At 58.0% G+C, this 21,441-nt stretch carries 24 protein-coding genes and 1 other RNA gene; 9 read left to right on the top strand and 16 right to left on the bottom strand.

Features of this window, described 5'->3' with window-relative positions:
• Positions 1-18: 18 nt before the first annotated feature.
• The 4 genes from EUU23_RS06245 to EUU23_RS06230 form a co-directional block, all read right to left on the bottom strand.
• Positions 19-246, bottom strand: a complete 228-nt coding sequence (locus EUU23_RS06245; RefSeq protein ID WP_160353184.1) for a hypothetical protein — start codon at positions 244-246, stop codon at positions 19-21.
• Positions 247-307: 61 nt separating this feature from the next.
• Complete coding sequence (locus EUU23_RS06240; RefSeq protein WP_160353183.1) at positions 308-1,036, bottom strand: RNA methyltransferase; 729 nt, start codon at positions 1,034-1,036, stop codon at positions 308-310.
• The gene (nrdR, locus tag EUU23_RS06235; protein ID WP_160353182.1) at positions 1,033-1,494 is read right to left on the bottom strand and encodes a transcriptional regulator NrdR; all 462 of its coding nucleotides are present in this window, start codon (positions 1,492-1,494) and stop codon (positions 1,033-1,035) included. Before nrdR ends, EUU23_RS06240 begins: the two co-directional genes overlap by 4 nt.
• Positions 1,495-1,845, bottom strand: coding sequence for a zinc ribbon domain-containing protein (locus EUU23_RS06230; protein WP_160353181.1), 351 nt, complete (start codon positions 1,843-1,845; stop codon positions 1,495-1,497). It abuts the gene before it with no gap.
• Between the two features lie 61 nt (positions 1,846-1,906).
• Here EUU23_RS06230 and EUU23_RS06225 point away from each other — a divergent pair, with 61 nt between their 5' ends.
• Positions 1,907-2,128, top strand: a complete 222-nt coding sequence (locus EUU23_RS06225; RefSeq protein WP_160353180.1) for a hypothetical protein — start codon at positions 1,907-1,909, stop codon at positions 2,126-2,128.
• Positions 2,129-2,156: 28 nt separating this feature from the next.
• Here EUU23_RS06225 and glyA read toward each other — a convergent pair whose 3' ends face one another.
• Both glyA and rpiB read right to left on the bottom strand, forming a co-directional pair.
• Entirely contained in the window at positions 2,157-3,461 is a 1,305-nt protein-coding gene (gene glyA, locus EUU23_RS06220) for a serine hydroxymethyltransferase (RefSeq protein WP_160353179.1), read from the bottom strand.
• Positions 3,458-3,910 carry a ribose 5-phosphate isomerase B gene (gene rpiB, locus EUU23_RS06215; protein WP_179956513.1) on the bottom strand — a complete coding sequence of 151 codons (453 nt, stop codon included), beginning with the start codon at positions 3,908-3,910 and terminating at the stop codon, positions 3,458-3,460. Before rpiB ends, glyA begins: the two co-directional genes overlap by 4 nt.
• A gap of 69 nt (positions 3,911-3,979) precedes the next feature.
• On the opposite strand from rpiB, the gene EUU23_RS06210 reads away from it, so the two are divergent.
• On the top strand, positions 3,980-4,231 hold the full coding sequence (locus tag EUU23_RS06210) for a hypothetical protein (RefSeq protein ID WP_246156149.1): 252 nt from the start codon (positions 3,980-3,982) through the stop codon (positions 4,229-4,231).
• 31 nt (positions 4,232-4,262) lie between these two features.
• On the opposite strand, the gene EUU23_RS06205 is transcribed toward EUU23_RS06210, so the two are convergent.
• Complete coding sequence (locus tag EUU23_RS06205; RefSeq protein ID WP_160353177.1) at positions 4,263-4,919, bottom strand: alpha/beta hydrolase; 657 nt, start codon at positions 4,917-4,919, stop codon at positions 4,263-4,265.
• A gap of 114 nt (positions 4,920-5,033) precedes the next feature.
• Here EUU23_RS06205 and EUU23_RS06200 point away from each other — a divergent pair, with 114 nt between their 5' ends.
• Genes EUU23_RS06200 through EUU23_RS06190 form a run of 3 tightly spaced genes read left to right on the top strand, consistent with a single transcriptional unit; the run spans position 5,034 to position 7,446 of the window.
• Positions 5,034-6,074: a cysteine desulfurase family protein gene (locus EUU23_RS06200; protein ID WP_160353176.1), complete on the top strand. Its 1,041-nt coding sequence runs from the start codon at positions 5,034-5,036 to the stop codon at positions 6,072-6,074.
• Positions 6,071-7,117, top strand: coding sequence for a cysteine desulfurase family protein (locus tag EUU23_RS06195; protein WP_160353175.1), 1,047 nt, complete (start codon positions 6,071-6,073; stop codon positions 7,115-7,117). The genes EUU23_RS06200 and EUU23_RS06195 overlap by 4 nt, the downstream gene beginning before the upstream one ends.
• The gene (locus EUU23_RS06190) at positions 7,114-7,446 is read left to right on the top strand and encodes a 2Fe-2S iron-sulfur cluster-binding protein (RefSeq protein WP_160353174.1); all 333 of its coding nucleotides are present in this window, start codon (positions 7,114-7,116) and stop codon (positions 7,444-7,446) included. The genes EUU23_RS06195 and EUU23_RS06190 overlap by 4 nt, the downstream gene beginning before the upstream one ends.
• A 19-nt stretch (positions 7,447-7,465) precedes the next feature.
• On the opposite strand, the gene EUU23_RS06185 is transcribed toward EUU23_RS06190, so the two are convergent.
• Positions 7,466-7,729 carry a hypothetical protein gene (locus EUU23_RS06185; RefSeq protein WP_160353173.1) on the bottom strand — a complete coding sequence of 88 codons (264 nt, stop codon included), beginning with the start codon at positions 7,727-7,729 and terminating at the stop codon, positions 7,466-7,468.
• A 66-nt stretch (positions 7,730-7,795) separates the two neighbouring features.
• On the opposite strand from EUU23_RS06185, the gene ssrA reads away from it, so the two are divergent.
• Positions 7,796-8,140: a transfer-messenger RNA gene (gene ssrA / locus EUU23_RS06180) on the top strand.
• Positions 8,141-8,182: 42 nt separating this feature from the next.
• Here the strand turns inward: ssrA and EUU23_RS06175 are convergent.
• The 8 genes from EUU23_RS06175 to EUU23_RS06140 all read right to left on the bottom strand — a co-directional run bounded on the left by EUU23_RS06175 (position 8,183) and on the right by EUU23_RS06140 (position 18,477).
• Complete coding sequence (locus EUU23_RS06175) at positions 8,183-8,407, bottom strand: hypothetical protein (protein ID WP_160353172.1); 225 nt, start codon at positions 8,405-8,407, stop codon at positions 8,183-8,185.
• Between the two features lie 94 nt (positions 8,408-8,501).
• Positions 8,502-9,755 (bottom strand): N-succinylarginine dihydrolase, encoded by a 1,254-nt coding sequence (locus EUU23_RS06170; protein WP_160353171.1) that lies wholly within the window; start codon positions 9,753-9,755, stop codon positions 8,502-8,504.
• Positions 9,756-9,758: 3 nt separating this feature from the next.
• Positions 9,759-10,790: an arginine N-succinyltransferase gene (locus EUU23_RS06165; protein WP_160353170.1), complete on the bottom strand. Its 1,032-nt coding sequence runs from the start codon at positions 10,788-10,790 to the stop codon at positions 9,759-9,761.
• Positions 10,787-11,995, bottom strand: coding sequence for a hydrolase (locus EUU23_RS06160; RefSeq protein ID WP_160353169.1), 1,209 nt, complete (start codon positions 11,993-11,995; stop codon positions 10,787-10,789). The genes EUU23_RS06165 and EUU23_RS06160 overlap by 4 nt, the downstream gene beginning before the upstream one ends.
• Before the next feature lie 972 nt (positions 11,996-12,967).
• Entirely contained in the window at positions 12,968-13,792 is an 825-nt protein-coding gene (rsmA, locus tag EUU23_RS06155) for a 16S rRNA (adenine(1518)-N(6)/adenine(1519)-N(6))-dimethyltransferase RsmA (protein ID WP_160353168.1), read from the bottom strand.
• The gene (gene pdxA, locus EUU23_RS06150; RefSeq protein WP_160353167.1) at positions 13,789-14,802 is read right to left on the bottom strand and encodes a 4-hydroxythreonine-4-phosphate dehydrogenase PdxA; all 1,014 of its coding nucleotides are present in this window, start codon (positions 14,800-14,802) and stop codon (positions 13,789-13,791) included. Before pdxA ends, rsmA begins: the two co-directional genes overlap by 4 nt.
• Entirely contained in the window at positions 14,802-16,142 is a 1,341-nt protein-coding gene (locus EUU23_RS06145; RefSeq protein ID WP_160353166.1) for a peptidylprolyl isomerase, read from the bottom strand. Before EUU23_RS06145 ends, pdxA begins: the two co-directional genes overlap by 1 nt.
• Positions 16,143-16,245: 103 nt before the next feature.
• Positions 16,246-18,477, bottom strand: coding sequence for an LPS-assembly protein LptD (locus EUU23_RS06140; RefSeq protein ID WP_246156147.1), 2,232 nt, complete (start codon positions 18,475-18,477; stop codon positions 16,246-16,248).
• A gap of 179 nt (positions 18,478-18,656) precedes the next feature.
• Here EUU23_RS06140 and EUU23_RS06135 point away from each other — a divergent pair, with 179 nt between their 5' ends.
• From EUU23_RS06135 to ndk, 3 genes are all read left to right on the top strand, one after another.
• Positions 18,657-20,114 (top strand): leucyl aminopeptidase, encoded by a 1,458-nt coding sequence (locus EUU23_RS06135; RefSeq protein ID WP_160353165.1) that lies wholly within the window; start codon positions 18,657-18,659, stop codon positions 20,112-20,114.
• Between the two features lie 100 nt (positions 20,115-20,214).
• Positions 20,215-20,652, top strand: a complete 438-nt coding sequence (locus tag EUU23_RS06130; RefSeq protein ID WP_160353164.1) for a DNA polymerase III subunit chi — start codon at positions 20,215-20,217, stop codon at positions 20,650-20,652.
• 135 nt (positions 20,653-20,787) lie between these two features.
• Positions 20,788-21,210, top strand: coding sequence for a nucleoside-diphosphate kinase (ndk, locus tag EUU23_RS06125; protein WP_160353163.1), 423 nt, complete (start codon positions 20,788-20,790; stop codon positions 21,208-21,210).
• Positions 21,211-21,441: the final 231 nt, after the last annotated feature.

Genomic DNA, 21,441 nt, shown 5'->3' with positions numbered 1-21,441 from the left:
TTGTTCCACCGGTGCAGCTTATCTGCTTTTTGCGCGGTTCAGCGATGATTGATCCGCCCCGACCTGGGCATCCCATTCGGCCTGCGTTTTGCATATTTTGGCTGTCAACCGGCTTCCGGTTTCGGCCCCGGCGCGACAGATTTTTTTAGGCTTAACCGGCTTTGCATCAGGAATTTCCGATGGCTGTTCCAAGGTCGCGACTTCTGGTGAAGCAACCAGCAGCAATAAAATAGTGAAGAAATGCATATATCGTCGCTTTGGTTAAGTGAGGGTCGGGCGACATACTATATTGGGTGACTGCTTCACGCTAGTCCTTAACCTGCTCCACTCGTCGCTTTGCCAAAGTCGTCAGCACACCGCGTAATGTGCGGACTTCGAGGGCATTCCAGCCCGCTTTGGTCAGAAGGTTCCGCAATGTCCGGCGCGTGACGGGGGCGCGGTCGGCGGGTCTGAAATATCCGAGTGGATCAAGCATATCGTCCAGTTGCTCGATCAGGCCGTCCAGCTCAAATTGACTTGCGGGTGGATCAAGGTCGGTTTTGGGCGGGCTTGCGAGATTTTGTGTCTTTGACCATTCATAGGCGCACAAGATGACCGCCTGCGCCAGGTTCAGGGACCCGAAATCGGGATTGATGGGGACTGTGATGATGGCGCGGGCCACGTTAACCTCATCGCTTTCAAGCCCTGATCTTTCCGCACCGAACAGGATCGCGCTGCGTCCCGCATTCCCCAGGACCTCCAGCGCGGCGTCTTCGGGCGTAATGACCGGCTTGGTTACGCCACGTTTTCGAACTGTGGTCGCGTAAATGTGGCTAATATCGGCAGTTGCGTCGGCAAGCGTATCATAAACCCGCGCATTGGCCAGCACAATGTCCGCGCCCGATGCGGCGGGGCCGGCAGAGGGATTGGGCCAGCCATCGCGTGGCGCGACCAGCCGCATCTCGGTCAGTCCGAAATTGAGCATGGCACGCGCAGCCTTGCCGATATTTTCGCCCAATTGCGGGCGGACGAGGATGATAATGGGCGGCAAGCTCATTTCTTTGCCGCTTCGACGACGCTCCCGGCGAAATCTTCGAAATCCTTTGCCTCGTTGAAATCCTTATATACCGAGGCGAAACGGATATAAGCAACGCTGTCGAGCGCCTTCAGGCCATCCATGACAAATTCGCCGATCCGCTTCGATTCAATTTCGCTTTCACCTAAAGTTTCCAATTGGCGTTGGATGCCTGACGCAAGTTTTTCGATCTGCGCGCTGTCAACGGGGCGCTTGCGGCAAGCGACCGATAACGATCTTTCAAGCTTTTCCCGTTCGAACGGTTCGCGATTCCCCTCGGTTTTGATAACCGTCAATTCGCGAAGCTGGATTCGTTCAAAGGTCGTAAAACGCCCGCCACAGCCTTCACATTGGCGACGGCGGCGGATGGCGCTATTGTCCTCGGTCGGACGGCTGTCCTTGACCTGGCTGTCATCATGTCCGCAAAATGGGCAACGCATCTATTTCTGGTTTTCCTGATTTTTCTTTTTATTCACATGGCGGTAAGCGACAATCCCGGCGCCGATCAACGCACCGGTGGCAAGGCCGATAGGCGCGATGACCGCTGCGGCTGCGCCGATGGCAGCACCGCCTGCGACTTTCTTGACCGTATCCTGATCGGCGAGATGCTTGCCGGTGTGGAATGCGTCCTTGGTCGCACCCCATAATTCGTCGGCGGCCTCACCAACATAATGCTTGGCCTGGTTCGGAATGCTCTCCGCCGCCCGCTGCTCGGGTGTCTTCGCGCCGCATTGAGGGCAGAATTTGGCTCCGTCCTGATACTCGCCGTCGCAATCGTTACAATATCCCATGATCAAAATCCCTTCTGTGTATAGGGTCAGGGTTGCTTCAATGCACGTTCGAGGCGTCAAAATGGCGAAGATATCGGAGCAAAATGCGCGCCGTCAGGCAGTCATTCTGCCTGCAAGCGTATTTTGGTCCGAGATCAAAGCCATTTTGGCGTCCGAAGGATTTGACCCATTTTGCCCATGGCCGCGTCAGAAAGCCTTGAGATATATCTATATCCCTGCGGCTTCCTTCCTTGCCCTGAGCAAAATGGCCTCAAACCTCGAACGTGCATTGAAGCAACCCTGACCCTAGATGGGTAAGTCACCTATATAGTTCAAGAGGGATAGATTGGGAAGCGCGCGCACATTGCTTCGGCTTCTTCTCTGATCCGCGCTTCGATCTGGCCGTCGCCGGCCTCTCCATTGTGGCGCAGGCCTTCCACAACGTCGGCGATCATACGGCCGACTTGTCGAAATTCGGCTGGACCAAATCCACGCGTTGTGCCCGCAGGTGTACCCAATCGCAGGCCAGACGTTATAAACGGCTTTTCTGGATCGAACGGAATCGAATTCTTGTTGCAGGTGATTGAGGCGCGGTCGAGCGCATGCTCGGCATGTTTGCCCTTTGCCTGCTTTGGGCGAAGGTCGACGAGCATCGAATGGTTGTCAGTGCCACCCGACACGATATCGAGCCCCTGTTCCTGCAAAGACGACGCCAATGCCTTGGCATTCTCGACGACACTCGCGGCATAGCTTTTGAATTCCGGCTTCATCGCGTCGGCAAAACATACGGCTTTCGCTGCGATTACGTGCACCAATGGACCGCCTTGAAGTCCCGGGAAAATCGCCGAGTTAAACTTTTTGGCCAGCGCCTCGTCATTTGTCAGGATGATACCTGAACGCGGCCCACGCAGCGACTTGTGGGTTGTGGACGTTGTAACATGTGCGTGCGGAACAGGGGAACTGTGCGCTCCGCCTGCAACTAGGCCCGAGATGTGCGACATGTCAGCCATCAGATAAGCGCCGACTTCGTCCGCAATCTCGCGGAAGCGTGCCCAATCCCAGCCGCGCGAATAAGCCGTGCCGCCGCAGATGATCAGCTTTGGTTTTGTCTCTTTTGCGATCCGCTCAACTTCGTCCATATCGATCAAATGATTGTCCTGCCGCACACCATAAGCGACCGGATTGAACCATTTACCAGACATGTTGACAGGCGAGCCATGCGTTAGGTGACCGCCGGAATTCAGATCCAGCCCCAGAAACGTATCGCCCGGCTGAAGCAACGCGAGAAACACCGCCTGATTCATCTGGCTGCCTGAATTGGGCTGTACGTTGGCAAATTCGCAACCGAACAGCTTTTTGGCGCGTTCGATAGCGATGGTCTCGATCTCGTCGACATATTCACAGCCGCCATAATAGCGCTTGCCGGGATAGCCTTCCGCATATTTGTTGGTCAGGATCGAACCCGTGGCTTCAAGCACCGCCCGTGACGTAATGTTTTCCGACGCAATCAGTTCGATCTTGTCCTGCTGGCGGCCCAATTCCTTGGCAATCCAGCCTGCAATTTCAGGATCACGCTCGACGAGGGGTTGCGTGAAAAATCCGTTGTTCTGGATGTCATTTGCGGGATGGCTGCTCATGCTGATTCCTTCGCATTTTGCGGGTTGGACAATTTATCGACGCGGCGCTGGTGGCGGTCACCACCAAATTCCGTTGTAAGAAAGCGGTCGACGCAGGCTTTTGCCATTTCGATGCCGATCAGGCGTGCGCCCATGGCAATCACATTTGCGTCATTATGTTCGCGGGCCAATTGCGCCGACAGCGGTTCGGATACGAGCGCGGCGCGCGCGGCGGGGTTGCGGTTGACCGCAATCGAAATGCCAATGCCCGACCCGCATAAGGCAATGCCACGCTCGGCATCGCCATCGGCAATTGCGGCGGCGAGTTTATAGCCATAGTCGGGATAATCGACCGAGCTTTCGTCGTGCGGACCAAGGTCGGTGATGTCATGGCCCAGTTGGCGCACATAGTCGACCAGCGCGGATTTCAGCGCAAGGGCGGCATGGTCGGAGGCAATGGCGATACGCATGGGCATATCCTTCGCGGGCGTGGGGACTCGTCAATGGCGTCCCTCTAAGCGAGCGACAGTTAAAACGCTATGGCGAATTTGCCCGATTGTGCAGCTTTTCCACGGGCTTTATGGGGGGATATGCTCAACGCCATTCTCTCGCTCGCCATGATTGCCGCCTTTTTGCTTCTTTTCGGCGCGTGGAAGCGTTGGCGGCGGGAAGGATTAAGCCAGCAAATGTGGCTTATGATCGCGGCTGCGCTGGTGATATTTGCCAATATCGCAATCTGGGTCGTGCCCGATGATAAGGGCAACAGTCTGGTGACCGGCGAAGTGAAATAGCACTTCGCCTGTCGACCTTATTCGGCCAATCTCACTTGATGGGGGAATTGGGGTCCAGACGGAAATCCAGATAATTGTTCACCGACGCCATCAGCATATCCATTTCATTTTCATAAAAATGGTTGGCGCGGGGAATTTCGTCATGGTGGATCGTGATGTGGCGCTGGGTCCGCAATTTATCGACCAGCTTCTGCACTGCACTGGGGTTCACCACTTCGTCCTGGGCACCCTGAATGATGATACCCGAGGACGGGCAAGGGGCGAGGAAGCTGAAATCATACATGTTCGACGGCGGCGAGACAGAGATGAAGCCACGGATTTCGGGGCGACGCATCAGCAACTGCATACCGATCCAAGCGCCAAAGCTGAAACCGGCTATCCATGTCGTGGATGCTTCTGGATGGAAGCTTTGCACCCAATCGAGCGCCGATGCGGCGTCCGACAATTCACCGATACCATTGTCAAATTCGCCTTCGCTGCGGCCGACGCCGCGGAAGTTGAAGCGCAATACGGCAAAGCCGCGCGCCACGAAGGTTTTGTACAAGGCCTGCGTGATGCGGTCGTTCATCGTGCCGCCTGCCTGCGGATGCGGATGCAGGATCATCGCAACCGGTGCACGCGGGCGTGGCGGGGGCGAAAAACGGGCTTCGAGACGGCCTTCGGGACCTGGAATAGCAATGGCAGGCATTTATTTTTTCGATTCTATATTTAAGTGCCGCGCAGCAACCGATTGTTCGGGCTTTGCAGGAAGTCGAAGCGCTATATAGAAGCAGTCACGATTTTCGCAACTGTCATGGAACAAATGGCCCCAGATCCGCGCATATATCTCGACCACGCCGCCACGACGCCGCTGCTGCCAGCGGTGCGCGAAGCCATGGCCGACGCGATGGCGCGCTGGGCGAACCCGTCCTCCCCGCATAGCGAGGGTCGTGCAGCGCGTGCCGCGCTGGAAGATGCGCGGGCGCGGATCAACGCGGCCTTGGGCTGGGATGGCGAACTGATCCTGACAAGCGGTGCCAGCGAAGCCATTGCACTTGGCTTACGTGGGCAGGATGCCATCGCCAGCGCGGTCGAGCATGACGCAGTGCTGGCGGTTGCTGGAAAAGCCCACCTGCCGGTCAAGGCAGACGGTTATGTCGAGCTAGGCGCGATTCAGGCGGCCGCCCGCTATGCCGTGCAGTCGGTCAATAACGAAACCGGCGTGATCCAGCCGTTGTCGGATATAGCGGCAGCGGTTCGGGCCGTGGGCGGGACTTTATTCGCCGATTGTTCGCAAAGCGCGGGAAAGCTGCCGCTACCCGACACGGACCTGATTGCCATATCCGCGCACAAATTGGGCGGACCGCCGGGTGTCGGCGCGTTGCTGACCCGCAATCTGGGGTTGTTGCAACCGACCGGCGGGCAAGAGCAGGGCTATCGCCGGGGCACCGAAAACCTGCCCGCTGCGATTGGCTTGGCCGTTGCGTTGGAAGCCGGATTTGCATGGCTTGCCGAAGCCGCACGCCTGCGGGCCGTCCTCGATGCGGCGGTGCGTGAGGCGGGCGGCATTGTGGTTGCCGATGCGAGCAACAGGCTTGCGACCATCGCCAGTTACCAGATGCCGGGCGCGGCGGCATCGAGCCAGTTGATCAACTTCGATATGGCAGGGATTGCGGTATCCGCGGGCAGCGCCTGTTCGTCGGGTACGCTGAAAACCAGCCATGTGCTGGGCGCAATGGGCTGGGATGAAAAGGCGGCATCGCAAGTCATCCGGGTCAGCTTCGGCCCCGAAACCAACGCAGCCCATATCGACCGCTTTGTCGATGTGTGGCGCGGCATATCTGCGCGGACAAAGGCGGCATGATCTACCTCGATTATCAGGCCACAACGCCCATGGCCCCCGAAGCCTTTGCGGCGATGGAGCCCTGGTTGAAAGACGGTTTCTGGAACCCGCACAGTACCCATGCCGGGGGCCGGAAAGCGGCGGCGGCTGTGGAAGTGGCGCGGGACCAGATTGCCGCCTTGCTGCCCAAAGGGGGCAGGGTAATTTTCACCAGCGGTGCTACCGAGGCGCTCAACCTTGCCATCAAAGGCTGCGGCTTGCCGGTTGCGGCGCTTTCCACCGAACATGCGGCCGTGCTGGATTGCGTGGCCCATCTGGGCGGGGCGGTTGTGCCGGTCGGGACCGACGGACGCGCGGGGTTTGATGGTGCGGGGCAGGACCTGTTTGCGGCCATGCTCGTGAATAATGAAATCGGAACGATCCAGCCGGTCGCCGAGCTGGCGGAGCAATGCCATATGCAGGGCGGCCTGTTGCTGTGCGATGCGGTGCAGGCCTTTGGCCGGATGCCAATCCCCGACGGGCCGGATATGATTGCCGTGTCCGCGCACAAGATTCATGGACCCAAGGGCATCGGTGCTTTGTGGGTGCGTGACGGGATTGAACTTACACCCTTGATGCATGGCGGCGGGCAGGAACAGGGGTTGCGTTCGGGAACCTTGTCACCTGCCTTGTGCGCGGGGTTCGGTGCAGCCGCGCAGCTGGCTGCCCGGCGGATGGAGCAGGATGCCGCGCATGTTGCATCCTTATGGGACCACGCCATTGCGGCATTTTCGGACTGGACCGTGAACGGTTCGATAACCCACCGCTACAAAGGCAATCTCAACATCCGCCGCGACGGGGTGGATGTGGGCCGCCTGATGTCCGAATGCCGCGACATTGCCTTTTCCGCAGGTTCCGCCTGCGCCAGCGGGTCGGGCCGTCCCAGCCATGTCCTGTCGGCGCTCGGACTGTCCCAAACACAGGCAAAATCTTCGATAAGGCTTGGTTTTGGGCGCTATACGACGCTTGCGGAAATTGATATTGCCGCCGATGCAATCAACCATGCAGCAGGGGCGATGATATGATCAAAATAACCTTCATCAACGCCGAAGGCGACGCCCAAGAGGTGGAGGCTGAAACGGGCCTGGGGTTGCTGGAAGTCGCACAGGGTGCCGGAATGCCGCTCGAAGGGACGTGCGAAGGGCAGATGGCCTGCTCCACCTGCCATGTGATTGTCGACAAGGCATGGTTCGACAAATTGCCGCCCGCCGTCGAAGATGAAGAAGACATGCTCGACCTCGCCAGCGGCGCACGGCGCACAAGCCGCTTGTCCTGCCAGATACTGTTGACCGACGAACTCGACGGCCTCATCGTCCGTATTCCGGCGGAGAGCCGGAATATGCAGGGCGTTTGAATTCTAAACCACGAAGTAATTAAGGGCCAAAGACCCACTCAGGTGGAACGATTTCAAATATAAAAAGAGCCACAATCGCACTAACTACAACGAGCGCCCAAAAATATACTTTCCAAGCTGCAGCCATCGCCTTTTTGAGGGCTTCGTATCTGCGATCGTTCCAAAATATTTCACTGCGCATGTCATCCGGCAGATTGTTTCGATATTCTTTCCAACCTCGCCAAACTCCGAGAAGTCCAGTTGCCACTGCAATTGCTAGGATCCTAGAGTAATCAATATCCATTTCAACGCCCCTTTGGGCAAACTTTAATGGCTAATCATGCTGTTACAATGTTTAATTTAACGCTCTTCACTTCCCATTCACGAAAGATCGCCTATATGGGTCCTTGCCGGGTTCGCCCGGCTATGGCGATAAATTGCGATGTGCAATAGATGCAGCGGACCCGGGGGCGGTACCCGGCAGCTCCACCATATCTCCCGGATTTCCGGGCGTTTTGAAGGGGCTGAACTAGGATCGACGTGCGTTGAAAAGCATTGTTTTTGCCCGGCATGGATAAGCCGTTAAATGGTTCAAAACTCATAAGTGCAAACGATAACGAAGCACTTGCTCTCGCAGCGTAATTTTGGGCCTCACGGTCTGAAATTATCCTAAAAGAACGCGGCCGAACCGGCCGGGCAACAGAAAGGTTACAGCGGCCCCCCGGAGCCGGGCAACAGAATCCGGGGACTTTTGCCTTCAATCCACCCCGAACGCCTTGTGCAGCTCGATCGCCTCCAGCATCTTGGACGCCGCGATGAACACCGCGACGGTGCACAGCACAAAGAACATCTTGCCCACATTGCCCGGATATTGGACCATATAGTCCTTACCCCGTTCAGCCGCGCCCAGACCGAGCGCGTAGGTGATGAGGAAGACCTCCAATTTGGTCTTGATCGAGAACAGGCGCGCGATTTTTTTCATAGTTAAGAAACTAAACAGCAATGCCTGTGCCAGTTGAGCATTTGCAGGCGTCACAATGGTTAACGCCGACGGCTTTTGTAAAGGATTTCGACGGTTAGGACAGCTCCGCCAGACCGCACACATCCAGCAACGCTTCGCGGGCCTTGAGGACGGTGGAAACCAGCGCGGAATCGCCGAGTTGATCGGGCGCGATTGTTTCGGGCCAATGCGCCGCGATAACGTCCGAAATCCGGTCCAGTTTCCCCTCGTCCGCCATGAAGCGCGGATCGACCGTGGCGGGACCGCAGGCGACGCGCAGCCGCAGGCAGGCGGGTCCGCCGCCATTGGCCATGGACTGGCGCACGTCGACCGGGATGAGCGTGCGGATCGGGCCATTGCCTGCGACCATCTCGCTCAGCCAGCCCCAGACCCGCGTGTTTTCCTGCGCCTCGCTGGGCAGGATCAGCGCCATGCCGCCATCGGGCAGGGTCACAAGCTGCGCGTTGAACAAATAGCTCTGGATCGCATCGGCGAGTGACACGCGGTCGGCAGGGACAATCACAATCTCCGCCTCGGGCATCAGCCTTTTGATGTCGGCATAGGTTTCGTCCGGATATTCAAAAGCCTGTTCATGGGTGAACAGCACGCGCTCATTGGCGACGGCAACGACGTCATTGTGGAAGGCCCCGGCGGCAATGGCCGTTTCCGATTGCTGCACGAACAGCGTCTTTGCCGGGTCCAGCCGGTGGGCGCGGGCGATGGCTTTGGACGATTCGACATGCTGCCGCGCAGGGAAGGGGCCGCCCGCCTTGCCATAGACAAAAATCTCGATGCCCGCCTCGCCATGCGAAGGGCATAGCCGCATGAAATTGGCGGCCCCTTCGTCGCCATAGGGCGGCGGGACGGGGCCGTGGACGGTGAAGTACCGTTCATCGGCAAAGGCCAAACGCAGTTGCGCGAGCGTTCCTGTCCATTCATGACTGCGGTGCGCCATGGTCAGCAGGTTCGCCGCCGACAGATGGCATTTGCCGTCCAGCGTATCGGGCGCAGGCGACACCGTCGCGGCGTTTGCTGCCCACATGGCCGATGCGGAAAAAGCGGCGGCGCGAATGTGCGGCTCGGCGCTTTCCATGTCGGTCGCAAGTCCCGCCAGCCATGCGGTGTTCGGCCGGTCGAGCGGCATGAAGAAACCCTGCGACAGGCCAAGGCGCAGATTGGCGCGCATTTTTTCGACACCCTGCAACGCGGCAGCACGCGGTTCCGATACTGCCCCTGCATTATTGGCCGACGCAATGTTGCCGAGGCTCAGGCCCGCATAATTATGGCTTGGGCCAATGATGCCGTCAAAGTTGATTTCTGCAATTGTCATACCTTACCACCTCGGGACACAAGTGATTGCGTCGCCCACCGAAAGCTTCAATGTCTTGGCGCTGACCGGGTCGATGGCAACGCCGCCATCTTGGTCGGTTACCCAGCCATAGGCGGCGATGAAATCATTAAGCCGTCCGCTACTCATCAGCATTTTGTCGCCTTCCTTATGCTCACCCAGCATGTCGCTGATTTTCGAAACAATGGTGTCTTTGGCTTCGCGAACACTGCGGATTTGGTCGGTGCGTGCGGTCATTGTGGGACCACCGTCAAATATGTCGACATAATTTTCCCAGGCGAAACCTTCATTTTCCAGCATCCGCATAGCTGCCCGGCCAGAGGGGTGCGGAACGCCAATCACGGATTTCGCATTTTCGGGCAGCATCGCGATATAGACGGGGTGCTTGGGCATCAGGTCGGCGATGAACTGGTTGCCGAACTTGGCGTTGAATTCGTCCGCTTCCTGAAAGCTCATCCCGAAAAAGCGGCCTGCAACGCCGTCCCAGAAGGGCGAACCACCCGCTTCGTCAATGACACCGCGCAGCTCGGCAATGGTCCGGTCGGCAAAGCGCGTCCGATGGTTGCGGATGAACAGATAGCGGCTGCGCGCAATCAACATGCCAAGGCCGCCGGCGCGTTCGCCGGGATGCAGGAACAGGCCACCGACTTCGGTGGTGCCTTCCAGATCGGTCGACAGGTTCAAAATATCGGCGCGAAAGGTCCGGCCAAGCTCTTCGCTATGCTGCGTCAACGCCCCGATGCGATAGCTGTAGAACGGCCATTTTTGGCCGACCGTGCCGAAAATCTGGCAGGTGCCGCGGACTTCGCCCGTCTCGGTGTTCTGCAAAACGAAGACATAAAGATCATCGCTGACGCCATCTTCAACGCGGCTGAACCCTGCAACCGACCGCTCCAGCTTTGCCGTCAACGCCGTGCGGTCAGGCGGCAGGTTAGTGAACCCGCCACCGGTCCGCTTGGCCATTTCGTAGATGGGTTGCAAATCGTCCATATTTGCCGGACGGATGATGAAAGTCATAAGGCTCCCTTTTTGGCGATACGCAATATGGTCAAGGCGGACAGGCGCGCGCGCTCGACCAGGCTTTCGGTAATCAGAAATTCATCGGCACTGTGGATCGCACCGCCGCGCACGCCCATGGTGTCGACCACGGGGATGCCGCAGGCGGCTATATTATTGCCGTCGCACACGCCGCCACTGGCTCTCCACGCAATCGACAGGCCAAGGTCGGCCCCGCATTGCTTGACCAGATCGAACAGCTTGGCAGCCCCTGCATCAATGGGCTTGGGCGGGCGGCCGAAGCTGCCGTGCACATGGGCGCTGACGTCATGCTCCCGCTCAATGTCGGCAATCAACATGCGAAGCGCAAGATCGGTTTCCTCGACAATTTGTGGTGTCATGGGCCGGAAATTGACGCGCAAAATGGCGTGGTCGGGCACGACATTATTGGGGCTGCCCCCCTCGATCCGCGCCGGATTGACGTTAAGACCGGGGCGGGTGAGCGCCTTCAACCGCAAGGCGAGGTCGGCGGCGGCGAGCAAGGCATTGCGGCCATCTTGCGGGTTGCGTCCGGCATGCGCGCTTTTACCGGTAAAGATGATCGAGAAATTCCCGCTGCCCCCGCGTTCACCGGCCAAGGTTCCATCGGGCAGGGCTGGTTCATAGGTCAGCGCCGCGGTCTTCCCCTTGGCGAGGGCAGTAATCAGCGGCGCGGACGAGGGCGAACCGACTTCCTCATCGCTGTTGATCATCACCTGATAGCCGACATTCGCAAATTCAGCCGCCGTTTCGGCAGCGGTGAGGGCGGCCAGCATGACGGCAATGCCGCCCTTCATATCGGCGACGCCGGGGCCGTTCAACACGCCGTCCTCCAGCCAACGCTGCTGCTGAAAGCTGTGGTCGGCGGGGAAGACGGTGTCCATATGGCCGGTAAAAAGCAGTTGCACCGGCGCTTCAGGCCGGACGGTCACGACCAGATGGCGGCCATGTTCGACGATTTCGACTACCCCGTCGGCGCGCACTTTTTCGACAGGTGCGGGTTCGCGCAAGTCGATGATTCCGGGAAGAACGGCAAAGGCATCGGCCAACAGTTCGGCGGTTGCTTTCAATCCTGCAAGATTACCCGATCCGCTATTTATCGCGGCCCATTGCTGCACCTGTGCCAGCATCGGATCATGGGTGATCCTTTCAAGCGCAGCGCGTTCGGATGAAGGCAGGTTTTGCATCCACCGCCTTTAGCCGCGCACAAAGCGAAGCGCCACCCCTAGCGGAATGGAACATGGGTCTTGAGCTGAAAATGCGGCTTCTCGATGATTGAACTGTTGTTTTGTAAATACAACCGTCACCCTGAACTCGTTTCAGGGTCCATCGTGCAGCGGCACCCTTTGGTCGAGTTAAAACCCACCCGTGCGTCACTGTTTGGCGTGCCACGACGGGGCAGGGAAGGGCTGATAAATGGACCCTGAAACGAGTTCAGGGTGACGGTGAATTAATGTGGAAGTCCGGTAGGATGATCCCCTTAAAGCTAACCCAATTAAACCTGTACGCACCATCTCCAATCAAAAACACCCGTCACCCTGAACTCGTTTCAGGGTCCATCGTGCAGCGGCACCCTTTGGTCGAGTTAAAACCCACCCGTGCGTCACCGTTTGGCGTGTCACGACAAGGCGGGGAAGGGCTGATAAATGGACCCTGAAACAAGTTCAGGGTGACGGTGAATTAATGTGGAAGTCCGGTAGGATGATCCCCTTAGAGCTACCCCAGTTGAACTTATACGCACCTTTTCCAACCAAAACCCCCGTCACCCTGAACTCGTTTCACCTTCGGTGACTTCGTTCCAGGGTCCATAGTGCAGCGGCACCTATTGTCCGAGTTAAAACCCATCCGTGCGTCACCGTTTGGCGTGTCACGACAAGGCGGGGAAGAACTGACAAATGGACCCTGAAACAAGTTCAGGGTGACGGTGAATTAATGTGGAAGTGCTGCAAGTCGACGTTCGAAAAGCTAACCCAATTAAACCTGTACGCACCTTTTCCAACCAAAACCGCCGTCACCCTGAACTTGTTTCAGGGTCTTAGTTTTCACCGTCGAAGGACTAAGACCCTGAAACGAGTTCAGGGTGACGGAGTATGGTGCAGGGCGGCAGGGTGACGGTGCGGAGAGGTCGGTGACGGCGGTTTCAAATATATTGAAGGCGCTTACCCCAACTGCCGCGCCAAGTCACACCATTCGGGGATTGTCACCGTTTCCGGCCTGCGATCCGCTGCAATCCCGGCCTTTTCCAAGGCATCCAGCGCGCCGGGAACAGCCTTCAGGCTTTGCCGCAGCATTTTCCGTCGTTGCCCGAACGCGGCGCCGGTCAGTTTTTCGAGAACCGCCATCTTCACGCCTTCGGGCGCTTCGCCGGGGGTGATGTGCACGACGGCCGACATGACTTTTGGCGGGGGCGTGAAAGCGGAGCGGTGGACGGGCATCGCGATCTTTGCGTGCGAGCGCCACTGCGCCAATATGGCCAGCCGTCCATAAGCATCGCTGGCCGCAGGCGCGACGATGCGGTCAGCGACTTCGCGCTGGAACATCAGTGTCAGCGATAGCCATTCGGGCGGCCATGTGTCGCCGCCAAGCCAGCCGACAGCGAGCGCCGTGCCGACATTATAAGGCAGGTTGGACAGGATGTGGAACGGTCCGCCGATTTCCTTTGCCGGATCTATTTTCAGGGCGTCGCCCTCGATCACCCGCAACTGTCCGGGAAACGCCTCCGCCAATTCGGCGAGCGCGGGCAGGCAGCGATGGTCGCGTTCCACTGCAAGAACATTTGCCCCGGCGCGAAGTAATGCGCGGGTCAGGCCACCGGGGCCGGGGCCGACTTCATAGACATTCTGTCCCTTGAGTGATCCCGGGATGGCGGCAATGCGGTCGAGCAATTGTTCGTCAAACAGGAAATTCTGGCCCAATGCTTTGCTGGCCGACAGGCCATGGCGGGCGATAACATCCCGAAGCGGGGGCAATGTGGGCAGGGTCATGCCGCGTCTGCGGCTTGGCGGTTCAGCGCCGCCATTTCCGCCATTTTAATGGCCGCGATCATTGAATTGGGCATCGCGATATTCTGGCCCGCAATGCCAAAGGCGGTGCCGTGGTCTGGCGATGTCCGGACCACGGGCAGACCAAGCGTGATGTTGACGGCATCATGGAAGTAGAGTGTTTTTAAGGGGATCAGCGCCTGATCATGATAGGCGCACAAAGCTGCATCATAATGCGAACGCGCCTCGGCATGGAACATGGTGTCGGCGGACAGGGGGCCGACAACGTCAAAGCCCTCGCTGCGTATTTGCGCGATGGCGGGTTCGAAAATGTCGATTTCCTCGCGGCCCATATTGCCCGATTCGCCCGCATGGGGGTTGAAACCGGCGACTGCCAGACGCGGGTTTTCGATCCCGAAATTGCGCTGTAACCCCTTGGCCGTGGCGCGCAGCCGTTGCCGGATCAAACGCCCGTCCAGTTTGGACGCCACCGACGCGAGCGGGATATGGGTCGTCATCGGTACGACGCGAAGGTCTGGACCCGCGAGCATCATGACCGCATTATTCTTGGACACGCCGCAGCGTTCGGCGATGAATTCAGTCTGTCCGGGATGGGTGAAGCCAACGGCATATAGCTGGGTTTTTGAAACAGGCCCTGTGACCAATGCTGCCGCGCTGCCTGCACGGGCGAAGCCGATGGCCATTTCCAGCGCCTGATAGGCGCAATGCGCGCCGTCCAGATCGGGTTCGCCGGGGATGACCGAGATGCAATTGTGCACCTCGATAACCGGTAGGGCGGAATTAAAATGCGCGAAGCTATCGGCGGGATCGTCGATCTTGACGACGGGCCCATCCCAATGTGGGGTAAAGCTGCCCATGTCACCAATGGCAAAAAAGGGCGGCAGATTCGCGGCTTTACGCGCTTCCCATGCCTTGCCTATGATTTCAGGTCCAATACCTGCCGGATCGCCGACCGAAATCGCCAACGGCAGATCAAGTCGCCTTGACGGCATCAGTTATATTCGATGACTGCGTCACGGCGAAGGTCGCGCAGATAGATACGCGCCCTTTTGTTGACCCGTTCTTCCTCAAGCCGCGACATGATTTCGTCGAACGATTCCGAAGCAGCTTCCTGCGGGGCATCGCGTCCACACATGACGAAGACACGGACGCCGTCGTCTAACGAACCATAAGGCGGTGTTGACTGGCCGACTTGAAGATCAAGCATGACCTGTTGTAACGGGGCGGGGAGGTCACGGACTTTTATGCCATCGCGGTTCACGACATCGGCCCCCAATTTTTTTGCCATCTCATCTGCTGCGCCACAGCCGGTAATATTCCGCGTTTCTTCGCTGAACTGCTTCACCAACGGTGCCACGTCCGCTTCTTTGGTCCCTGCCGGGAAGTTGATTGCGATCTGCTTGAGGCTCAATACCGAATCGCGCGGGTCAGAAGTTGCAACCTGACGTTTGTCGATCAGCAGCAGGATCGATAGGCCGCCCGGCGATTCCACCACGCGAATTTCATTTGGTCCCATTTCTGTTGCCGCCGTTGCGAGCGATTGCGGCAATTGCGCCAGCGACAACCAGCCCAGATCACCGCCGACCGACGCGGTCGATGCTTCGGAAAACTGCCGGGCATAGGCAACAAAATTGCCGCCCTGCCGAAGTTGTTCGATAATTTTCTTGGCGTTTTCACTCACTGCTTCGATCGTTTCGGGGGTCGCGGAAAGATAGATTTCGCCAAGCCTGAATTCGGTGGTTCCCTTGGTTGCCTTTATGCGTTCGATGATGGCGTTCACTTCGTCGTCACTGACATTGGCCGAAGGGCGTACATTGCGCGAAAGAAGCCGGCTCCACGATAATTCGCCCTTTATCTGGCGTTTCAACGTTGCCACCGATGACCCGATGGACAACAGATATTTCTCAACTTCATTCGCAGGCCGGTTGAAATTCTGTTGGGCGACTCGGAAGAAATACTGGTTAACTTCGCCCTCGGTCACGTCAATTTCATTGGCAGCCGCCTCTTGAATCTGAAGGGTTTCGTCGATCAGATTGGCCAGAATTTGCGCGCGGAAACGGGCGACTTCTTCTGGGGGTAACTGGTTGTTATTGGCCGCGACAATCAACGCAAGCCGGTGATCGATGTCGGTGCCGGTAATGATTTCCCCATTCACCTGCGCTGTGGCGCGGCGGACATTGGGGTCATTTTTGCCGAAAAGCGTCTGGCCCTCGGGTATATCAAGCTGCGCTTTGGGTGGCGCATCATCGGACACGGTCTGCGCGATCAATGGCGTCAATGCTGTTGCGGTTGCAAGCATGGCAGCAATGGAAAGGCGCTTGGAAAACTTCATCGATGTCAATCCAGTACTAAATCAAAACAAGATTGGGAAATAGCCAGAACCTGCTGAACAGCAGATGAGCAATACCGGACCTTATCCCCCAAGTCACAGGGCCTTACACACCCAGATTGCGAAATGCCAGCCGGAACAGGAAGCTGTTGCCGCGCCGCGCATCGCCCGTCGGTTGATAATCCCGGCGCCAGGTCAGGCTGAGTGACAGGCAGTCATCGTCATAAGCCACGCCTAAGCGGTGCCGAATGGGGTCGAACCCGTCTGCCAATGTGGTTGAATCCTCGGTCGTGTCGGTAAGGTCGATAATCGTCGATCCGAAAACCGACCAATAGCGCGCAACACGCACGCGCCCGGCCAACCGGATTTCCTCGCGGTCCGAAAGATCTTCGACCGTTGGCCCGATGTTGCGGTTCAGTTTGAGATAACCTGCTTGCACATAAGTGCCCCGCGACCCGATTGTCGCGTCCACTTCGTTGCGCCGGATCGCCAGATTGTCCTTGTCGAGCCGGAAACGGTGGGTCAGCTTTATTATGTCCTTGAAACGAAATTCACTGCGGCCGACAAAATCGGATGCCTTATCGGATAGCCCGGTTCCATCCGGGAAAATCGAGGCACGGTTCGATAAACGATAGCTTTGGCCGATGTTCACATCTGCGGTAAAGCTCGTTTTTCGCAGCGCCCAATCAAAACCATAGGTGATGCGATAGTCATCTTCAAACCGGTCATAGCCCGGGAAACGATTCAGCGCGAACAGGTTGCTGTCTTCCAACTCGACTGCGCGCGAATCTTCGTTGGGGATTTTGAGATTTTTTACCGACGGCGCGGCGACCAGTTGCACGCGCGGTGTAAATATCTGCGACCCGCCAAGCGCCTTGCCAACAAAGGGCCATTTTATGTCGGCCGCACCGGCAAATATCGCCCTTGCTTGCCATCCGCTTTGGCCGCGATAAATAACCGTTGCGGTGCTCGCATTTTCGTCGCTGTGATAAACATCGCCCCGGGCCAGCGCTGTAAAAGTGACTTCCTGTCCCAGCCCGGTTAATTTCCGCAAGTCCCATTTGACCGACCCGAAAGCCCGCTGGGTATCCTGCCCGGCGGTGCGGCCAATGGCCAGGCTGTTCGCCTGAATATTGAATTTTCCGCCAAAAAGCGGGTCATTGATCCGGCGACGATAGTCGATCTCAGGCAAGGCAATCGGGGCGAGGCCCTGACGGTCGCCGGTACGCAGAGTTTGCACTGCCCAGCCGGACAATGAAAAATAGCTGTCGCTGTCGATGCGTTCAGCCGCGAAGGTGGATCGCAACCGGTCATCGCGGCTGATATCATAGCGGCGCAGAAATGTCCGGTCCGACGCCCTTCGACCCGATGCTGAAATCGACCAGTTGGGGTTAAGCTGGAACTTGCCGGAACCCTCTATATAGCCGCGGAAAACATTGTTCCCGGCCGGAACGACGGCACCGCTGGTGTCGATTCGGTTGCTGTACGTTCCATAGGCGGCGATTTGGAACGCACCTGTTTTTTCAAGCGACCGAAATTTGACCTGCCCCAGCGGAGCGGCGTCGGAAAATGCGGTAATCGCACCGGTGAGATCGCGGTTCTGGGAAATACGCCAGAAATAGGACTGTTCGACTTCAAGGCCGTTATTGCGCGAAAAGCCGACGCTGGGGACAAGGAAACCACTGCCCGCCTTTGCATCGACCGGGTGCGACAAAAAGGGCAGGGGAACGATGGGTAATCCGAACAATTCGATCCGCGCGCCTTCATATTTGACACGTTTTGTGGCCGGATCATATATGACTTTGACGGCCTTCACTTCCCAACTAGGATTTTTGGGGCATCCGTCGGGTCCCTCGACTTTGCATGCGGTATAGGCTGCATAGTCGAGTTTATAGATACCGTCCTTGCGCGACCCCCGATGCGCCGCCAGACGACTTTCGTCGGCCAGAACGACCAGCAAATTGTCGACAATGCCATCTTTCAGGCTGTCATTTACAGAAATTTTGTCGCCATAGGCCACATCGCCTTCGGGGCCGACTGACCGGATATTGCCCTCAGCGGTGACTTCGCCACTTTTGCGGTTCCATACAACCATATCGGCACGCAGCGTGTAACCATCGCGATCCACGAAAACATCGCCTTTTGCTGTCACAATATCGCTGTTCGAATCATATTCGACCGTCGCTGCTGCAAATCCGATCTTGTCTTCGGAGGCGGGATCTTTGGCAGGCGCTGGTACATCCTGCGCCATAGCGGTCGATGGCACAGTGATGCCGCCAATCAGCAAGAGTGCCAGCAAAAGCTGTATATAGGAGGGCCGAAGGGCGGGGATCATCATATAAACCGGCACGTCCTTTATAGCCGCTCTAAGCTCAGGTCCACCCATCTTGCGCCCGATCACTGTATATGCGGTTAACGGGGCGGCAACCAAGCCTATCTTTTGCTTTAATAGCGCACACAATTGAGCCTATAGAAAGCGTCAATACATAACGCCCAGCGGAAAGGCTGACCATTTTCATGAAGATTGAATTTGCCACAACACGACCCGAAGCAGCCGATGTGCTTGCATTCATTGTTACAAAAAGCAGTTTTGAAGGATTCGCATTCCCGCTCGATAACGCACAAATGGTGCACGACACCGCGAAACTCGCCCGTTTCAAGGGGGATGCAGGGCAAAGCTTTTTGCTGATCGCAAGTGAAGGTGGAAAGCTGGTGCGGATTGTTTTGCTGGGCGTTGCGGAGGGGGATGCAGGCGATTATCAAAAAGCAGGCGGCGAAATCATCGCCAAGGTGCAGACCTCGGGCGCCAAGCATATCGCGATCCACGCCGAAAACCTGTCGGCGCAGGCCGCTGCCGAGGCCGCCTATGGCGCAACTTTACGCAACTGGCGGATGGACAAATACCGCACCAAGCTTGCCGATACGTCGAAACCCTCGGTCGAGGCGCTGAGCGTCGCTGGCGCACCGGCAGAGGCCGCAACGCTCTGGTCGCGTTATGCCGCCATCGCGGACGGTGTCGCACTGACCAGGGAACTGGTCACGGAACCTGCCAATATCATCTACCCCGAAAGCTTCGTTGAACGGTGCAAGCATCTGGCGGATCTGGGCATTGAAATCACCATCCTCGACGACAAGCAAATGGCCGAACTCGGTATGGGCGCGCTGTTGGGCGTGGCGCAAGGCTCTCGTCGTCCGGCACGTCTGTTGGCGATGAAATGGGACGGAACCGGCGGCGCGCAGGCACGTCCCGTAGCCTTCGTCGGCAAGGGCGTGACCTTTGATACCGGCGGCATTTCCATCAAGCCTGCCGCAGGTATGGAAGATATGAAGTGGGATATGGGCGGCGCAGGTGCCGTTGCAGGCGTGATGAAGGCGCTCGCCGGACGCAAGGCCAAGGCCCATGTCGTCGGCATTTGCGGCCTTGTCGAAAATATGCCCGACGGCAATGCACAGCGTCCGGGCGACATCGTCACCTCCATGTCGGGGCAGACCATCGAAGTGCTGAACACCGATGCCGAAGGCCGTCTGGTCCTCTGCGATGCGCTGCACTGGACGCAGGAAACCTATAACCCTGAATATATCGTCGATCTCGCGACCCTGACGGGTGCGATCATCGTTTCGCTGGGCAGCGAATATGCCGGTATGTTCACCAACGATGATGGGCTTGCCGACAAGCTGACCGCCGCAGGTAAGGCCTCGGGCGACCCGCTCTGGCGCTTCCCGCTGTCCAAGGCCTATGACAAGATGATCGACAGCCCCATTGCCGATATGAAGAATATCGGCGGTAAGGGCGCAGGCTCGATCACCGCGGCCCAGTTCCTGCAGCGCTTCATCAAGGATGGCGTGAAATGGGCGCATCTCGACATCGCCGGTACGGTCTGGGCCGACAAGCCCGGCGCCGTCTGGGACAAGGGCGCGACCGGTTTCGGCGTGCGCCTGCTCGACCGCTTTGTGGCCGATAATTTCGAAGGCTAAAGTTCCCCTCCCGCTTGCGGGAGGGGCTAGGGGAGGGTGACTGTGGCGGAAGGCAAGACTGACCCTCCCCCAGCCCCTCCCGCAAGCGGGAGGGGAGCAAGTGCAAGTCGATTTTTACCAGCTGACCCGTGACCCTGCCGAAAAGGTGATACCCGTTCTCGCCCAGCGCGTGCTGGACGGGGGCGGGCGGATGCTGGTGGTTAGCGGGGAAGGGGATCAACTGAACCGGCTGTCGACCGCGCTGTGGAATGCCAAGCCCGACAGCTTCCTCGCCCATGCCAAGGCGGGCGAGGGGGACGATGCGTTGCAGCCCATCCTGCTCTCCACCGCGCCGGACGCGGCCAACGGCGCACGCTTCGTGGCGCTGGCCGATGGCGAATGGCGCGATGAGGCCCTGGGTTTCGACCGCATTTTCTACCTGTTTCCGCCCAGCCACACGGACAATGCCCGCACCGCCTGGCGCACACTTGCCAATCGCGAGGATGTCGAGCGCCGCTATTGGAAACAGGATGGCGGCAAATGGGTGCAGGGGCCTTAAACTTGTTATAGTGCGCCGTCATCACAGGCGGCGCGAAGAACTGAAGCCACCCGGATATCACAACCCTTGCCATGCTGCACCGCAGCGGCTAGAGGCGCGCCAGTTTTTCACGCATACTTATCAGGAGCATCTCCCATGGCGACCACCCGCACCTTTTCGATCATCAAACCCGACGCAACCCGCCGTAACCTGACCGGTGCGGTCACCAAGATGCTGGAAGAAGCCGGCCTGCGCGTCGTTGCGTCCAAGCGCATCCACATGAGCCGCGAACAGGCCGAAGGCTTCTACGCCGTGCACAAAGAGCGCCCCTTCTTCGGCGAACTGGTTGATTTCATGATCAGCGGCCCCGTCGTCGTGCAGGTTCTGGAAGGCGAAAACGCCATGCAGCGCAACCGCGACATCATGGGCGCAACCAACCCTGCCAATGCTGAACCCGGCACGATCCGCAAGGAACTGGCCGAAAGCATCGAAGCCAACACCGTCCACGGTTCGGACAGCGACGAGAACGCCGCGATCGAAATCGCTTACTTCTTCAAGCCGGAAGAAATTGTTGGGTAAGGGTACTTACACGAAGAATTCAAGGTCGCCGGAGCAATTCGGCGGCCTTTTTTCATGGCTGCTGAGGTCACGCAGTGAGGCGGAATTTGTCGGTTGGTCAGCAAACCCAAACCCAACCGCCCGTCACCCTGAACTTGTTTCAGGGTCTTATTACTGCAACGTTGCTGACTAAGACCCTGAAACAAGTTCAGGGTGACGGGTAGAGACAGGGTGTGCTCTGCACATCTTCGG

The organism is Sphingorhabdus profundilacus (genome assembly GCF_009769755.1).
GTDB lineage: Bacteria > Pseudomonadota > Alphaproteobacteria > Sphingomonadales > Sphingomonadaceae > Sphingorhabdus_B > Sphingorhabdus_B profundilacus.
The sequence above is the reverse complement of the archived record's forward strand: the minus strand, read 5'-3'. Positions and strand labels throughout refer to the sequence as shown.

What these genes read in the sequence shown, in the direction of transcription:
- EUU23_RS06210 (WP_246156149.1), top strand. Translation starts at nt 3,980, where the DNA reads ATGGCGAATTTGCCCGATTGTGCAGCTTTTCCACGGGCTTTATGGGGG.
- EUU23_RS06185 (WP_160353173.1), bottom strand. Translation starts at nt 7,729, where the DNA reads ATGGATATTGATTACTCTAGGATCCTAGCAATTGCAGTGGCAACTGGA.
- EUU23_RS06175 (WP_160353172.1), bottom strand. Translation starts at nt 8,407, where the DNA reads ATGAAAAAAATCGCGCGCCTGTTCTCGATCAAGACCAAATTGGAGGTC.
- EUU23_RS06225 (WP_160353180.1), top strand. Translation starts at nt 1,907, where the DNA reads ATGGCGAAGATATCGGAGCAAAATGCGCGCCGTCAGGCAGTCATTCTG.
- EUU23_RS06240 (WP_160353183.1), bottom strand. Translation starts at nt 1,036, where the DNA reads ATGAGCTTGCCGCCCATTATCATCCTCGTCCGCCCGCAATTGGGCGAA.
- ndk (WP_160353163.1), top strand. Translation starts at nt 20,788, where the DNA reads ATGGCGACCACCCGCACCTTTTCGATCATCAAACCCGACGCAACCCGC.
- EUU23_RS06165 (WP_160353170.1), bottom strand. Translation starts at nt 10,790, where the DNA reads ATGACTTTCATCATCCGTCCGGCAAATATGGACGATTTGCAACCCATC.
- EUU23_RS06230 (WP_160353181.1), bottom strand. Translation starts at nt 1,845, where the DNA reads ATGGGATATTGTAACGATTGCGACGGCGAGTATCAGGACGGAGCCAAA.
- rpiB (WP_179956513.1), bottom strand. Translation starts at nt 3,910, where the DNA reads ATGCGTATCGCCATTGCCTCCGACCATGCCGCCCTTGCGCTGAAATCC.
- EUU23_RS06205 (WP_160353177.1), bottom strand. Translation starts at nt 4,919, where the DNA reads ATGCCTGCCATTGCTATTCCAGGTCCCGAAGGCCGTCTCGAAGCCCGT.
- EUU23_RS06200 (WP_160353176.1), top strand. Translation starts at nt 5,034, where the DNA reads ATGGCCCCAGATCCGCGCATATATCTCGACCACGCCGCCACGACGCCG.
- pdxA (WP_160353167.1), bottom strand. Translation starts at nt 14,802, where the DNA reads ATGCCGTCAAGGCGACTTGATCTGCCGTTGGCGATTTCGGTCGGCGAT.
- EUU23_RS06170 (WP_160353171.1), bottom strand. Translation starts at nt 9,755, where the DNA reads ATGACAATTGCAGAAATCAACTTTGACGGCATCATTGGCCCAAGCCAT.
- EUU23_RS06140 (WP_246156147.1), bottom strand. Translation starts at nt 18,477, where the DNA reads ATGATGATCCCCGCCCTTCGGCCCTCCTATATACAGCTTTTGCTGGCA.
- EUU23_RS06190 (WP_160353174.1), top strand. Translation starts at nt 7,114, where the DNA reads ATGATCAAAATAACCTTCATCAACGCCGAAGGCGACGCCCAAGAGGTG.
- EUU23_RS06145 (WP_160353166.1), bottom strand. Translation starts at nt 16,142, where the DNA reads ATGAAGTTTTCCAAGCGCCTTTCCATTGCTGCCATGCTTGCAACCGCA.
- EUU23_RS06135 (WP_160353165.1), top strand. Translation starts at nt 18,657, where the DNA reads ATGAAGATTGAATTTGCCACAACACGACCCGAAGCAGCCGATGTGCTT.
- EUU23_RS06160 (WP_160353169.1), bottom strand. Translation starts at nt 11,995, where the DNA reads ATGCAAAACCTGCCTTCATCCGAACGCGCTGCGCTTGAAAGGATCACC.
- EUU23_RS06195 (WP_160353175.1), top strand. Translation starts at nt 6,071, where the DNA reads ATGATCTACCTCGATTATCAGGCCACAACGCCCATGGCCCCCGAAGCC.
- EUU23_RS06245 (WP_160353184.1), bottom strand. Translation starts at nt 246, where the DNA reads ATGCATTTCTTCACTATTTTATTGCTGCTGGTTGCTTCACCAGAAGTC.
- glyA (WP_160353179.1), bottom strand. Translation starts at nt 3,461, where the DNA reads ATGAGCAGCCATCCCGCAAATGACATCCAGAACAACGGATTTTTCACG.
- nrdR (WP_160353182.1), bottom strand. Translation starts at nt 1,494, where the DNA reads ATGCGTTGCCCATTTTGCGGACATGATGACAGCCAGGTCAAGGACAGC.
- rsmA (WP_160353168.1), bottom strand. Translation starts at nt 13,792, where the DNA reads ATGACCCTGCCCACATTGCCCCCGCTTCGGGATGTTATCGCCCGCCAT.